This window comes from Sulfitobacter pacificus, assembly GCF_030159975.1.
In the GTDB taxonomy this organism is placed as follows: domain Bacteria; phylum Pseudomonadota; class Alphaproteobacteria; order Rhodobacterales; family Rhodobacteraceae; genus Sulfitobacter; species Sulfitobacter pacificus.
Map to the genome: position 1 here is coordinate 1,688,067 of NZ_BSNL01000001.1, position 13,976 is coordinate 1,702,042.

Annotated in this window: 11 protein-coding genes; 3 read left to right on the forward strand and 8 right to left on the reverse strand. The window is 57.4% G+C overall.

Going from position 1 to position 13,976, the window contains the following annotated elements; translation table 11 throughout:
* Window positions 1-53 precede the first annotated feature (53 nt).
* The 7 genes from QQL78_RS08545 to QQL78_RS08575 all read right to left on the reverse strand — a co-directional run bounded on the left by QQL78_RS08545 (window position 54) and on the right by QQL78_RS08575 (window position 8,016).
* Window positions 54-629: a holin family protein gene (locus tag QQL78_RS08545; RefSeq protein WP_284372480.1), complete on the reverse strand. Its 576-nt coding sequence runs from the start codon at window positions 627-629 to the stop codon at window positions 54-56.
* Entirely contained in the window at window positions 620-1,231 is a 612-nt protein-coding gene (locus QQL78_RS08550; RefSeq protein WP_284372482.1) for a holin-associated N-acetylmuramidase, read from the reverse strand. Before QQL78_RS08550 ends, QQL78_RS08545 begins: the two co-directional genes overlap by 10 nt.
* A gap of 74 nt (window positions 1,232-1,305) precedes the next feature.
* The gene (gene ccmE, locus QQL78_RS08555) at window positions 1,306-1,749 is read right to left on the reverse strand and encodes a cytochrome c maturation protein CcmE (RefSeq protein WP_284372484.1); all 444 of its coding nucleotides are present in this window, start codon (window positions 1,747-1,749) and stop codon (window positions 1,306-1,308) included.
* Between the two features lie 5 nt (window positions 1,750-1,754).
* A complete protein-coding gene (gene argC, locus QQL78_RS08560) occupies window positions 1,755-2,780 on the reverse strand; it encodes an N-acetyl-gamma-glutamyl-phosphate reductase (RefSeq protein WP_284372486.1) in 1,026 nt (341 codons plus the stop codon).
* 38 nt (window positions 2,781-2,818) lie between these two features.
* Window positions 2,819-3,628, reverse strand: coding sequence for a glutamate racemase (murI, locus tag QQL78_RS08565; RefSeq protein WP_284372487.1), 810 nt, complete (start codon window positions 3,626-3,628; stop codon window positions 2,819-2,821).
* Between the two features lie 15 nt (window positions 3,629-3,643).
* Window positions 3,644-4,525, reverse strand: a complete 882-nt coding sequence (locus tag QQL78_RS08570) for a lysophospholipid acyltransferase family protein (protein ID WP_284372489.1) — start codon at window positions 4,523-4,525, stop codon at window positions 3,644-3,646.
* A gap of 74 nt (window positions 4,526-4,599) precedes the next feature.
* Window positions 4,600-8,016: an indolepyruvate ferredoxin oxidoreductase family protein gene (locus QQL78_RS08575; protein WP_284372490.1), complete on the reverse strand. Its 3,417-nt coding sequence runs from the start codon at window positions 8,014-8,016 to the stop codon at window positions 4,600-4,602.
* 196 nt (window positions 8,017-8,212) lie between these two features.
* Here QQL78_RS08575 and QQL78_RS08580 point away from each other — a divergent pair, with 196 nt between their 5' ends.
* From QQL78_RS08580 to purL, 3 genes are all read left to right on the forward strand, one after another.
* Window positions 8,213-9,109 (forward strand): LysR family transcriptional regulator, encoded by an 897-nt coding sequence (locus QQL78_RS08580; protein WP_284372491.1) that lies wholly within the window; start codon window positions 8,213-8,215, stop codon window positions 9,107-9,109.
* Window positions 9,110-9,611: 502 nt separating this feature from the next.
* Entirely contained in the window at window positions 9,612-10,142 is a 531-nt protein-coding gene (locus QQL78_RS08585) for a PRC-barrel domain-containing protein (RefSeq protein ID WP_284372492.1), read from the forward strand.
* A 142-nt stretch (window positions 10,143-10,284) separates the two neighbouring features.
* A complete protein-coding gene (gene purL / locus QQL78_RS08590) occupies window positions 10,285-12,444 on the forward strand; it encodes a phosphoribosylformylglycinamidine synthase subunit PurL (protein ID WP_284372493.1) in 2,160 nt (719 codons plus the stop codon).
* Window positions 12,445-12,666: 222 nt separating this feature from the next.
* Here purL and QQL78_RS08595 read toward each other — a convergent pair whose 3' ends face one another.
* The gene (locus QQL78_RS08595; protein ID WP_284372494.1) at window positions 12,667-13,929 is read right to left on the reverse strand and encodes a vWA domain-containing protein; all 1,263 of its coding nucleotides are present in this window, start codon (window positions 13,927-13,929) and stop codon (window positions 12,667-12,669) included.
* Window positions 13,930-13,976: the final 47 nt, after the last annotated feature.

Sequence of the window (13,976 nt, forward strand, 5' to 3'; positions counted from 1 at the left end):
ATTGCGCCCGCTGCTACGTCAATCCAACGTCAGCAGGCGCCAAAGCGTCGCAGTCAGCGGCGCGACTGCCGCCACGCGTCAAGGGCGGCATTGCCTGTCGGTGCGATGGAACGGGCCAAAAGAACCGCATCCGGTGCGGTATCTGCCACCGCAACGCCATCGGCACGCAAGCTGCGGATCTGGGCAATGTTGCGCAAAACTTCCGGCACCTGCGCGACACCGCTAACGATCTCGCGCTGGAACTCCTGTGCTTTTACCTGATGGCGGGCCCCGAAATAGAACGACACAATCACCCCCAAAAGCCACCACAGCGGTTCCGGCACCAATGCAATCCCTTGCATCCGTTCAGCAAACCACAAAGGTTCAACCATGGCCGAAACAAAAAGCCCCAGCGTTCCCAAAGCCAGCGCAGGACGCGGAAGACGGTTCAGCCCGTCCATGAACCGGTCAAACCTGCCGCGGCGGGGCACCAGAAACTCCGCCCCAAATTGCGTCATTGCTTGGCCCTGCACCTCTGCGCCGCGCTGCGCCCCGGCCTCGGCGTTTTCGCGAAACACTTCGACCGTGTCGCGAACCAGATTGTTTTGGCCGCCAAACACCAGCGTCAACACCCGTTCGATCAATCCCATGCTGAGACCCTTTGTTGAAATGCCTCTGTGCTAAGGTGGTAGGCTGGCGCGATAAATTCCTCTGCCCGCCTGATCCACCCGCCTTTGCCCCCTGCCCGGTTGCGCGCATATTTCCGGCTGGCAAGCCGTTGATCAGCCAACCGGAAATAGTAGTTACGCCGCGCAATCCCATAGGCATCCACCAGATGATCCGGGGCTGCGGCCATGGCCTGACGCGCGGCGGAAAGTGTTTGTGGCCCCAATACACCGTCCACCGTCACCTTGATTCCCATGGTCCGCAAGAGCTGTTGCAAAATGCGGATCGCATTGGACCCCGCGTTGACATACATGTCAAAAACCGACGGCTGCAACGCATCGGGCAAATCGCCAATCAGCGGCTTTTCAAAGTAATGTTTGATAAAAATATCAACCGCCTGTCGGCGGCTTAACGCTTTGACGTCGCGGATGTCGACCTGCCCGTCACGGTTCAGATCAACCCCCAGACGGCGCATCGTGTGAATCGTCACACCGAAATTCGTCGCCCCACCCGGGTCATCCGGGTCATTCACAAATCCCCCCTCGCGGGCGACGATTTGCTCTGCAATCTCCCTGACAGATATCATGCTGCGCTCCTCACCACGTTTCACGGTCAGAAGGTCAGAGATTGGTTAATGAAATGAAGGGGCAGCGGCCGCTGTCAGCTCTCCGGCTCTACATAGACACCCTGTTCCTTCAGCGCGTCCACAACCTCTTTTGGCATGTAGGTTTCATCGTGTTTTGCAAGAATTTCAGTGGCTTCAAAGACACCGTTGACATAACTGCCGGTGCCAACCATACCCTGACCTTCCTCAAACAGATCAGGCAACACCCCGCGATAGGTCACCGGCACCGTTGCGCCGCCATCCGTCACGCTAAAACGCACGGTTTCACTTTCGCCGCGCACCAATGTGCCCTCTTCGACCAACCCGCCGATGCGAAACACCTCTGAGGCGGCGGGCGGTTCTGCAATCACCTGCGAGGGCGCGCGGAAAAAGTTGATCCCGTCACGCATCGCATAGCCAATCAGGGCGGTTGAACCGATCAAGGCCACAACCGCCAGAGCGATCACTTGGATACGACGTTGTTTCTTTAGGCTTTTCATGCCGCTCACGGAAATAGCGGGGCCATCATCAGCCCCTCGGTCTCCGCTATATTTAACATCAAGTTGGCATTCTGCAACGCCTGCCCGCTGCTACCTTTTGTCAGGTTATCCAGCGCCGCCACCACAATAGCACGTCCTGCGATACGGTCCTGCACCACCCCGATATGGCAGAAATTCGATCCGCGAATATGGCGCGTGCTGGGAGCCTCACCCAAGGGCAGCACCTCGATAAAGGGTTCATCCGCATAGGTTTTTTCCAGCTCTGCCTGAATCTCCTGCGCATCGCCTTTAACGTAACAGGTCGCAAGGATACCCCGGTTTGCCGGCACCAGATGCGGGGTGAACTGCACCTTCACAGGCCGGCCCGCCACGGCAGAAAACTCCTGATCAAACTCGCCCAGATGCCGGTGTGTCCCGCCAATGGCATAGGCGTGATAGCCTTCGGATAATTCCGCATGCAGCAGGTTTTCCTTCAGCGACCGGCCCGCGCCCGATACGGCGCACTTCAGGTCCATGATGATCTCATCCAGATCAATCAGCCCGGCAGCAATCAGGGGCCGCAAGGCAAATTGCCCGGTTGCAGCGTTACATCCTGTGCCAGCCACCAGACGCGCGTTCTTGATCTCTTCGCGGTAAAATTCGGTTAGCCCATAAACCGCTTCGCCCTGCTGATCCAAGGCCGCATGATCGTTGCCATACCATTTCTTATAGGCTTCGGGGTCACGCAGCCGGAAGTCAGCCGATAAATCAACGATTTTCAAATCCGCAGGCAGTTTGGCAATCACCTCTTGCGAGGTCTTATGCGGCAAGGCGCAGAAACACAGATCAATCTGGGAAAAATCGATATCCTCGATTGTCACAAGTGCGGGAAGATCCAGATGGCGCAGATGTGGGAAAACTTCGGCCATGGATTGACCGGCTTTGGAGTTTCCTCCCAAAGCCCTGATTTTCATGGACGAATGTCCGGAAATCAACCGGATCAACTCTGCGCCCGTGTAACCGGAAGCACCCAGAATGGCGATATTGTACATTTTATTGGTCCCTTATTGGGGTATCGTTTAAGCGAAAATTAAGCGGCGGTGAAGCTGATTGATCGTCGCAAAAACTGTGTCGCACGGGCGGATACTTTGGCTGGATCTCCCGTCGTCAAAAACGCCGCATTGCCGGTGCCGACTTTGTCGGGATGACGCTCAAGATAATCGGCAAGGCTTTCGGCCACGAGGTTCGCCTGACTATAAACATTCACCCCCTCGCCCAAGGCCGACTGGAAGGTTTCCTGCATCAACGGATAATGGGTACACCCTAGAATGGCCGCATGCGGTTCAGGCATTTTGCGTTTCAATGCATCCACATGGCTGCGTACGAGTGCTTCGGCGAGGATGAAATCACCATCCTCGATTGCATCAACAACCCCGCCACAGGCTTGAGCTTCGACATCGACGCCAATCGCGCGAAACGCCAGCTCGCGCTGGAAGGCACGGCTGGACACGGTGGCAGGCGTGGCAAACAGCGCCACATGTTTCACCGCCACTTCACGCGGGGGGGAGTTATCCCCCCACTGCCGTTCCGTCAGCGCCTCGATCAAAGGCACAAAAACCCCCAGCACCCGCTTGTCCGCTGGCACCCATGCTTCCTGCATCCGCCGCAAGGCCGCCGCAGAGGCCGTATTGCACGCAAGGATCACCAGATCACAGCCCGCATCAAACAACCGCTGGGTCGCAGCGGTGGTCAGATCATAGATATCTTCCGCCGTGCGCACCCCATAAGGCGCATGGGCGCTGTCCGCGAGATAGACAAACTCTGTCTCGGGCAGCCGCTCCTGCACGGCTTGCAGAACGGTTAACCCGCCCAAACCACTGTCGAAAATACCAATTGCCATGTTGCCTCAGCCCTTTCAGGCACGATGATGTTCCTCAAATTCAAAGCCAAGCTCGGTTGTCACCAATGGCTCTGGCGACAACTCATAAGTGGCTTTGCGCAGGAAATCCATCATGGCTTTTGCATCTGCGGCAATTGGGTCCAGAACATCCCGGCCCAAGGGGGCCCCGATGACCACCCGCACCGGCGTATCCACCCGCTTGCGGAACTCTTTGATCAGCAGGCCCATGCGTAGGTTCGCGTGCAAATGGCTGGCAATCTGGAACAAACGGCTGGTGTGACCCTCAAAATAGATCGGCACCACCGTGGCACGTGATTTGGCGATCATGCGGGCGGTAAAGCTGCGCCAGCCGGGGTCCATGGGCCGCGAAAACGGTCTCGCTGCGGTGCTGACCGTGCCCCCCGGAAACACACCCACTGCGCCGCCCTGCCCAAGATAGTCCAACGCCTTGCGTCGCGTCGCAAGGTTCAATGTCAATGCCGCCTTGTCCGTTTCAAAGCTGATCGGCAACAGATATTGGTTCAGATCGGCCGCGCCGTTGAACACTGCATTTGCCATGATTTTAAAATCAGCCCGCCTGCGTTCCATCAGATGGCCCAACATCAACCCGTCAAGGATACCATAGGGGTGGTTGGCAATGAAAATGACCGGTCCGTCACGGGGGATCATGTCCAGCGCGCCCCCCACCACCTCAAGGCTTAACCCATAACGCGCTGTCATCACTTCGAAAAAGCTGCGGCCAGACAGAAGTTCCTGCTCGTAGCCCCGCGCCCGTTTGATCAGTTGCAACCGCCCGGTAGAGTTTTCCATCAATCGGATCAGCGCCTTGCCGGACCTGCTGTCTGCACTCGAGGCATAGCTAAGCGCCGATAGGCGATGATGGGTGAACTGAACCATATCTGCTCCGCATGCCGGTTTCCCCATCAGATAGCGCAGATAGGTAACACCGGCATGACTGGCCCAGCGCAGATTTACTCGGCAGCTTTTGCCACCGATGGTCCACCAGCGCGGATCACGCTTAGCAGTTCCTCGCGCCGTTTTGCGGCCTTGGCCTCCGCTGCCTGTTTCACCGGACCGAACCCCCTGATCTGTTTGGGCAATTCGGCCAAAGCCACAATTGCCGCGCGGGTCTGGTCGGTTACCTGCCCAAGCACCTCTGCCATGTCCTGCTCATATTGCTTGATCAACGCCCGCTCCATCTTGCGTTCTGCGGTATAGCCAAAAACATCCAGCGGCGTGCCACGCAGCCCTTTCATCCGCGCCATCAGGCGCAAGGGGCCCTCCAGCCACGGACCAAACTCGCGTTTCATCGGGCGGCCATTGGGACCGGTTTTCGACAACAGCGGCGGTGCAAGGTTGAATGACATCTTAAAGTCACCTTCAAACTCTGCCTGTGCCTGTTCACGGCTGCTCAGCAACAGGCGAGCCACTTCATATTCGTCCTTATAAGACAACAGCTTGTGATAGCCTTCGGCCACCGCCGCCTTCACCTCATCATCAGCAATGCCGTTCACCAGCTTGGCATAGCGTTTAGCCAGACGTTTGCCCTGATACTGGGTCAGATGCTCCATGCGGAAGGTGATCCGCTCCTCCAGTGTTTTGGGCAGGGCCACCACTTTGGGTTCGGACACACGCCGCGCATCTTCCGGGTACAGGGCCGCCCAGCGCCCGATTTCGAAAGCCCGCAGGTTACGGTCAACCGCCGCCCCGTTCATACGGATCGCCTCCTGCAATGCCTCAAGGGTCAGGGGCAGCAGCCCCTTTTGCCACGCGCCCCCAAGCACCATCATATTGGAAAAGATCGAATCGCCCAATGCGGCCTTGGCCAGATCGGATGCATCGAACATCGTCACACCATCTTTCAACCGCGCTTCAAGCGCCAGCGTCAGCCGATCATAGGGCATCTGGAATTCGGTATCGCGGGTGAAATCGCCAGTGATGATCTGATGCGAGTTCACAACCGCTCCCGTGCGACCGCCCTGCGTCAGCCCCAGCGTCTTGGACCCGGCCGACACCACAAGATCTCCACCGATCAGCGCATGGGCTTCGCCTGTCGCGACACGAATGGCCGAGATATCACCGGGATCATTTGCCAGACGGCAGTGGATATGCACCGCGCCCCCCTTCTGGGCAAGGCCTGCCATCTCCATCATACCCGCGCCTTTGCCGTCCAGCTGCGCCGCCTGCGCCATCAGCGCACCGATGGTCACCACACCCGTGCCACCGACCCCGGTAATCACCACATTATGGGTGCCCTCGATCACGGGCAATTCAGGCATCGGCAGGTCGGGTATTTCGATCTTGGTTGTCGGGTCCTTGCGCACGCTGGCACCTTCCAGCGTCACAAAGGACGGGCAGAAGCCATTAATACAAGAGAAATCCTTGTTACAGGAGGATTGATCAATCGCGCGTTTCCGCCCCAGTTCGGTTTCTGCTGGCACAAGCGACACGCAGTTGGATTGCACACCGCAATCGCCACAGCCTTCACAGACATCGGTATTGATAAACAACCGCTTATCAGGATCGGGGAACAGACCGCGCTTGCGACGTCGACGTTTTTCAGCCGCACAGGTCTGGATATAAACGATCGCGCTGACGCCTTCCTTGGTGGCAAAGTCCTTTTGCACCGTTTCCAGCATGGCGCGTTCATGCATCGCCACCCCTTTGAAAGCAGCTGCATCAACGTCTTCTTTCTCGTCATAGACCACCGCAAGGTTTTTCACCCCCATGGCCTGCAGCTCGGCTACGATGCGCGGCGCGTTCAGATCGCCTTCGTTATCCTGCCCCCCCGTCATGGCAACCGCATCATTGTAGAGGATCTTATAGGTGATATTGGTCCCCGCCGCGAGGGCCGCACGGATCGCCTGCACACCGGAGTGGTTATAGGTGCCGTCCCCAAGGTTCTGGAACACATGTTTGCGGGTGGAGAACGGTGCCTCGCCGATCCAGTTTGCACCTTCGCCGCCCATATGGGTGAAGCCGGTGGTTTCGCGATCCATCCACTGCACCATATAGTGGCAGCCGATACCGGCATAGGCGCGGCTGCCATCTGGCACCTTGGTGGAAGAGTTATGCGGGCAGCCGGAACAGAAATACGGCATCCGCGCGGCGATCTCTTCTGCATTGTCGGCGCGACGGGCCTCGTCCAAAGCGGCCATGCCCGCTTTGACCCCTTCGGTTTCGCGCCCCTCTTCGATCAGGATCTCGCCCAGCTTTTGCGCGATGTAAATCGGGTCCAGCGCGCCACGTGTCGGGAACAGTTCCTCACCATGTTCCAGCCCAGCGCCCCCGGCCTTGTACCAGCCGTAAACACGCCGGTGCTGATCAGAGAACAAGGCCTCCTTGATCTGCACTTCAATCAGCTTGCGCTTTTCCTCAACCACCACAACCAAATCCAGACCTTCAGCGAAGGTATGAAAGCCGCGCATATCCAGCGGAAAGGTCTGTCCCACCTTGTATAGGGAGATCCCCAGACGCTCTGCCTCATTCTCATCAATATTCAGCAGGCTCATCGCGTGGATCAGGTCCAGCCAGTTCTTGCCTGCCGCGACAAAACCGATCTTTGCACCGGGTTTACCCCAGACACGCTTGTCCATCTTATTGGCATGGCTGAACGCCTCGGCGGCATAGCGTTTGTAATCAATCATCCGCGCTTCCTGCGCATGGGGCGTATCACCCAGCCGGATGTTCAGCCCGCCTTCGGGCATGTCAAAATCGGGCGTAACCAGCTGCATCCGGTTTGGATCACCATTGACCACACTGGTGGCTTCAACCGTGTCCTTCATGGTCTTCAGGCCAACCCAAAGCCCCGAGAATCGCGACAACGCCCAGCCATAGATGCCGTAATCCAGAATTTCTTGCACCCCTGCCGGGCTGACCACCGGCATATAGGCATCCACCATGGCCCATTCCGACTGGTGCAGCACGGTAGAGGATTCGCCCGTGTGATCGTCCCCCATGGCCATCAGGACGCCACCATGCACCGAGCTGCCCGCCATATTCGCGTGGCGCATCACATCACCGGTGCGATCCACCCCCGGCCCCTTGCCGTACCACAGGCCAAAGACACCATCATATTTGCCTTCACCGCGCAGCTCCGCCTGTTGGGAGCCCCAAAGCGCTGTCGCCGCCAGATCTTCGTTCAACCCGGCCTGAAATGTAACCTGATGTTGTGTCAGCACCTTTTCGGCCTTGGCCATCTGCAAATCCACCGCTCCCAAGGGTGATCCGCGATATCCGGTCACCAGACCAGCGGTGTTCAGCCCGGCAGCACGATCCCGCGCGGATTGCATCAGCATCATCCGCACCAAAGCCTGCGTGCCGTTCAGCAGGACAGTTGATCTTTCCAGATCAAAGCGGTCGTTAAGCGATATCTTTTGGCTGGTCATGGCGGTCTCCCTGGTTCCGACGATCTGGCGCAATAGCTCGATCAATTATAGGTCATAAATGCTGACCTGTATACAGTCATTTTCTGCCCATCCGCTGCATTTATTCCCCCTTCCCTCTATTCTTGAGGGGCTACTATAGGGTAGGCAGTGCCCATCCGGAGCAACTCACGGGTGCACCAACAAGGGACTGGATCAAATGGATTGGGACAAGCTCAGAATATTTCACGCTGTCGCAGATGCTGGCTCGTTGACCCATGCGGGAGACAAGCTGAACCTGTCACAATCCGCCGTCTCACGCCAGATTCGCGGTCTGGAGGAACAGCTGAACACCAATCTGTTCCACCGCCACGCCCGTGGGCTGATCCTGACGGAACAGGGCGAGCTGCTGTTTGACGCCACCGCCGCCATGACCAAACGGCTAGATACCGCCTCTGCCCGTATCCGCGACAGCGAAGAAGAAGTCTTTGGCGAATTACGGGTCACCACCACCACCGGCTTCGGCACACTTTGGCTGGCCCCGCGCCTGCCCAAACTTTACGAAAAATTTCCCGACCTCAAAGTCGATCTGATGCTTGAGGAACGGGTGCTGGACCTGCCAATGCGCGAAGCCGATGTGGCGATCCGTATGAAAGAACCATCTCAGGCCGACCTGATCCGCAAGAAACTGATGATGATCAAGATGTGCCTCTATGCTTCCCCTGCATATCTTGAGGCCAATGGCACCCCGCAAAAGATCGAAGACATGTCAGATCACCGGTTGATCTGCCAGAATACCGACAGCGATCAGGTTGGGGCCGGTGTGACCCTGATCCAGCAACTGATGATGCATGATGTGCGGTCACTTTTAACCGTGAACAACTATTTCGGCGTGCTGCAAGGTGTGCTGCATGATTTGGGAATCGGCGTACTGCCGAACTACCTGACAGAGGACTTTCCCGATCTGGTACAGGTTCTGCCAGAAACACAATCCGCCGATGTACCGGTATTTCTTGCCTATCCAGAAGAGTTGCGCCAATCCAAACGGGTCTCTGCCTTCAAAGATTTTGTACAAGACGAGATCATAAGCTACCGAAAACGCCTGAAAGATATGTGACTTCGCCCAGTTATGCGCAGAGAGCATAGCGGATATGTCAAAAAACATACGTTCATGACTTGATTGGAGGCACATCGCCTCTTAATTCATCATTATAAAGTTTGATGGCCGCAAGGCTGTTGCTTTATACCTCCCTGTTGGACTTGGCCGAGCTTTATGCTCGGCCTTTTTTTTCGCCTCTTTTCTTGCCCCCCTGCGGTTCGACTGGCGGTAACACCCCAGCGCACTGTCCTGTCCTGCCAAACTGTCTGACATTCTTCACTGGTGAGGCATGCCCGTCAGATTGGCAGTTTTGACTCCTTCACATATCATACCGCGCCACTGCCCAGGCGTTTCGCTCAACAGCGACACGCAGAAATCAATAAAATAAGTTAATATATTTCAAGTATTTAAGATAATTTAGAGCAAATACTTCAGATACAGTTGGAACGATCATGGCAGCCCATCCGTTGAGTAGGCAAGACCGCAGACGCTGCGGACAACGAAGTTAAAGGAACATAAAATGACACGTTCAATTCTTGCAACCACAACTGCAATCGCAACAATGGTCGCCACCTCATTCGCCTTCGCCGCTGAAAACTCGGCCAGCGACCTGCAAGGCAATTCGCCAGCGATTACCGAAGGCGGTAATGCAAATGAAGTGGGCTCAACCGATACCAGCAATGATCTGGTGACAAAGCGTTTCGGCATTGGCGACTCCGCATTTGACGCAACGCGGATGGCGATGACCGAAGAACAGTATGACGCATTGGCGGCCTCAATCGGCGCAGATTTCCAAACCAATGAAGGCAAGGTTCTGGGCATGATCAAAGATGTGACCATCGATGCACAGGGCAACCCCAACCTTGAGGTCGACCTGAACGAAGACACTAAAATTGATGCGGAGCTTTTGGTTATCACACTGCTGCCTGACAGCATTGTGCTGAAAGACGGCAAGATCTTCATCGATACCTCAGAGGACAACCTGTACCTGCAAGCACAGGATGGATCGAAAGCTGACGACGAGACACGCACAACTGTCATCGTGATGTAATCTTACCATTCCCTGGCAACACTGCCTCTGACCGCACCTTTCACCGGGTGCGGTCTTTTTGCATATGGGTCCGGCTGCCCCCTTCCCCCTTCGCCATGGTTGCACTAAGAACCGCAGCATCAGCGCCAAGGGGACAAACCGCATGCAAGAACCTGCCATCACCGATGAACTGATCGCCGCCCACGGCTTTACCCCCGATGAATTCGCAGAGGTCAAGAATATCCTTGGCCGCGATCCGAATTACACGGAAATGGGCATCTTTTCAGCGATGTGGAACGAACATTGCTCCTATAAGTCATCGAAAAAATGGCTGCGCACCCTGCCTACGGAAGGCCCGCAGGTGATCTGTGGCCCGGGCGAAAATGCCGGTATTGTCGATATCGGCGACGGTCAGGCGCTGGTGTTCAAGATGGAATCGCATAACCACCCCAGCTATATCGAACCCTATCAAGGGGCCGCGACAGGTGTTGGCGGCATCCTGCGCGATGTCTTCACCATGGGCGCACGCCCGATTGCGGCAATGAACGCGCTCAGCTTTGGCCACCCCGATCACCCGAAAACCCGCCAGCTGGTGCATGGGGTTGTCGCCGGTGTTGGTGGCTACGGCAATTGCTTCGGCGTACCGACCGTCGGCGGTGAAGTCCGCTTTGACACCGCTTATGATGGCAATTGTCTGGTCAACGCCTTTGCTGCGGGCCTCGCTGATACAGACAAGATATTCTATTCCGCCGCGTCCGGGGTTGGCATGCCGGTGGTCTACCTTGGTGCCAAGACGGGACGTGATGGCGTGGGCGGTGCAACCATGGCCTCGGCTGAATTTGATGATACCATCGAAGAGAAACGCCCCACTGTGCAGGTTGGTGACCCGTTCACCGAAAAGCGCCTGATGGAAGCCACGCTTGAACTGATGGCCACCGGTGCCGTGATCTCTATTCAGGACATGGGAGCCGCTGGCCTGACCTGCTCTGCTGTGGAAATGGGCGACAAGGGCGGCCTTGGCGTGCGTCTGGATCTTGAAAAAGTGCCGACCCGCGAGTTGAACATGACCGCCTATGAAATGATGCTGTCCGAGTCTCAGGAACGTATGTTGATGGTTCTGAAACCCGAACTTGAGGCCGAAGCCAAAGCCGTGTTCGACAAATGGGACCTTGATTTTGCCATCGTCGGTGAAACCCTGGCTGAAGACCGTTTCCTGATTATGCTGAACGGTGAACTCAAGGCGGATCTGCCGCTCAGCAAACTGGCATCCACCGCACCGGAATATGACCGCCCATGGGTAGAAACACCCCCCGCCGAACCGCTGGCCGATGTCCCGGGTATTGATCCGCTTGACGGGCTTAAAGCGCTGATTTCTGACGTGAACTATGCCGCGAAAAACTGGGTGTTCGAACAATATGACACCATGGTCATGGGCGACAGCGCCCGCACCCCCGGCATTGGTGCTGGCATCATCCGGGTGCATGGCACCGACAAATCCATCGCCTTCACCTCGGATGTGACACCGCGCTACGTCAAGGCCAACCCGGTCGAGGGTGGCAAACAGGCGGTGGCGGAAAGCTATCGCAACCTCACCGCCGTTGGGGCCAAGCCATTGGCAACAACAGACAATATGAACTTCGGCAATCCCGAAAAACCCGAAATCATGGGCCAGTTTGTCGGCGCAATCAAAGGCATCGGCGCGGCGGTTTCTGCCCTCGACATGCCCATCGTCTCCGGCAATGTCTCACTGTATAATGAAACCGATGGCACCGGCATTCTGCCAACCCCCACCATCGGCGCGGTCGGGTTGATCAACCACCCTGACGAAATCATCGGCTGCGAGGTCCGCGAAGGCCATGTTGCACTCGTGCTGGGCGAAACCAAAGGCCACCTTGGCCAATCCGCCCTGTTGGCCACAGTGTTTGGCCGCAGCGAAGGGGATGCGCCTGCCGTTGATCTTGCTGCGGAAAAAGCCCATGGCGATTTCATCCGCGCCAACCGCGCGTTGATCAAAGCCTGCACTGACCTCAGCGATGGGGGGCTTGCACTGGCCGCCTTTGAACTGGCCGAAGCGGCGGGCGTGGGCGTTACACTCGACGCTGCCGATACCCCAACCCTGTTTGGCGAAGATCAGGCGCGCTATCTGATCGCTTGTAACTTTGATCAAGCCGAAGCCCTGATGATCGCCGCGACTGCCGCTGGCCTGCCCCTTGTCACCGTGGGCAAATTTGGCGGCACCGATGTCACCATGGGCAGCACATCCGCCCCCCTGGCAGAGCTGTCGTCGATTTATTGCGGCACGTTTGAAGCCACCTTCGCCTGAACCATCTGGTTTCGGAGCCGCCCTTGCGTGAGGCCGGGCGGACGGGGCAGCGGGGCTTTGCCAAGAACAATCGCCACGGGCCCCGCCTGCGGGAAACGGCTATTGTTCTTGGCAAGGGCATGCTGCTCTGTCAGACGGGAATCGCGCAAGGGCGGCTTTGGAATCAACTGGTTTTGGTGAGCCTGCAGCGCCTTCCTTTCCCATCACCTGTGAAGAGGCCCGTCAGGGCTGATGCGCCGCCGCCATAAGCCGCGCTTTCTCACCCACATCATCGGGCCGGGAAATCACCTGCGCCAGTTCCTCCAGCGAAGCAATCGAATGACCCGCACGAAAGCTGTCCACATGCGGCAGCATCGCGCGAATGCCCGCGGCCTTGGGCGCAAACCCGTCCCAACGCAGCAGAGGATTCAACCAGATCAGCCGCCGCGCTGTCAAATGCAACCGCTGCATATGCCGCGCCAGTTCTTCCGGCCTGTCCCGGTCCAGCCCATCGGTGATCAGCAATACCACCGCACCCTGCCCCAAGACACGGCGCGACCAGTCACGATTAAAGGCTTCAATCGACGCGCCAATCCTTGTGCCGCCTTCCCAATCCTGTGCTTCGGCTCCGGCTGCGGCCAATGCTGCATCCACGTCACGGGTGGCCAGATGACGGGTGATATTGGTCAACCGCGTCCCGAAGGTGAAACCATGCACCTGCGCCCAGCCCGCCCCCTTGGCATTGCTGACCGCATGTAGAAAATGCAGGATTACCCGCGAATATTGGCTCATCGACCCGGAAATATCACAAAGCACCACCAGGTTGGGATAGCGCGGACGTGGTTTTTTAAACGCCAGCTGCTGCATCTCTCCGCCGCGCCGCAAAGCCGCGCGCAAGGAACGGGCAGCGTCGATCCTGCCATTTGCAGCCGCCATACCGCGCCGGGAAGGCAAGGGTTTCACCGGCAGGGTTATCCGGGCCAGCATCCGCTTGGCCTCTGCCATTTCAGCCAGCGACATCTGTTCAAAATCCAGGCTGCGCAAACGCTCAGAGGAAGACATAGTGAAACTGGCGTCCACCTCAATCACCGTATCTTCGTCAGGCCTCTCATCTTCCTCACCTCGTTCCGGCCCCTCTGCCCCGTCGAGCAGCGCCTCGGCGGCACGTTTTTCCGCAGCTTGCGCGGGGCGGTCTTCCTGCACCCCACGGACCGCCGGCAGCATCGCTGCCATCATATGTTCAAGGTAACGCGGATCGCGCCAGTAAAGCCGGAACAGCTGGGCAAAAACCCTGCGATGTTCAGGCCGGTTCACAAAACAGGCGTGCAGGGTCCAGTAAAAGTCGGGCTTATTCGAAAACCCTGCGGCTTCGACCGCGCGGATCGCATCGATCACCCGCCCGGGACCAATGGGCAGCCCCGCGCGGCGCAGAGCACGGGCAAAATGGGTGATATTGCCCGCGAGTTTGGGATCGTCAGGAAGATCAAGGGGGAGGTGTTCAACCATAAATGGTTGATTGGAGGACGCTGTCCTCCAAACCTCCTGCAGCATTT

What these genes read in the sequence shown, in the direction of transcription:
- QQL78_RS08545 (WP_284372480.1), bottom strand. Translation starts at nt 629, where the DNA reads ATGGGATTGATCGAACGGGTGTTGACGCTGGTGTTTGGCGGCCAAAAC.
- QQL78_RS08550 (WP_284372482.1), bottom strand. Translation starts at nt 1,231, where the DNA reads ATGATATCTGTCAGGGAGATTGCAGAGCAAATCGTCGCCCGCGAGGGG.
- ccmE (WP_284372484.1), bottom strand. Translation starts at nt 1,749, where the DNA reads ATGAAAAGCCTAAAGAAACAACGTCGTATCCAAGTGATCGCTCTGGCG.
- argC (WP_284372486.1), bottom strand. Translation starts at nt 2,780, where the DNA reads ATGTACAATATCGCCATTCTGGGTGCTTCCGGTTACACGGGCGCAGAG.
- murI (WP_284372487.1), bottom strand. Translation starts at nt 3,628, where the DNA reads ATGGCAATTGGTATTTTCGACAGTGGTTTGGGCGGGTTAACCGTTCTG.
- QQL78_RS08570 (WP_284372489.1), bottom strand. Translation starts at nt 4,525, where the DNA reads ATGGTTCAGTTCACCCATCATCGCCTATCGGCGCTTAGCTATGCCTCG.
- QQL78_RS08575 (WP_284372490.1), bottom strand. Translation starts at nt 8,016, where the DNA reads ATGACCAGCCAAAAGATATCGCTTAACGACCGCTTTGATCTGGAAAGA.
- QQL78_RS08580 (WP_284372491.1), top strand. Translation starts at nt 8,213, where the DNA reads ATGGATTGGGACAAGCTCAGAATATTTCACGCTGTCGCAGATGCTGGC.
- QQL78_RS08585 (WP_284372492.1), top strand. Translation starts at nt 9,612, where the DNA reads ATGACACGTTCAATTCTTGCAACCACAACTGCAATCGCAACAATGGTC.
- purL (WP_284372493.1), top strand. Translation starts at nt 10,285, where the DNA reads ATGCAAGAACCTGCCATCACCGATGAACTGATCGCCGCCCACGGCTTT.
- QQL78_RS08595 (WP_284372494.1), bottom strand. Translation starts at nt 13,929, where the DNA reads ATGGTTGAACACCTCCCCCTTGATCTTCCTGACGATCCCAAACTCGCG.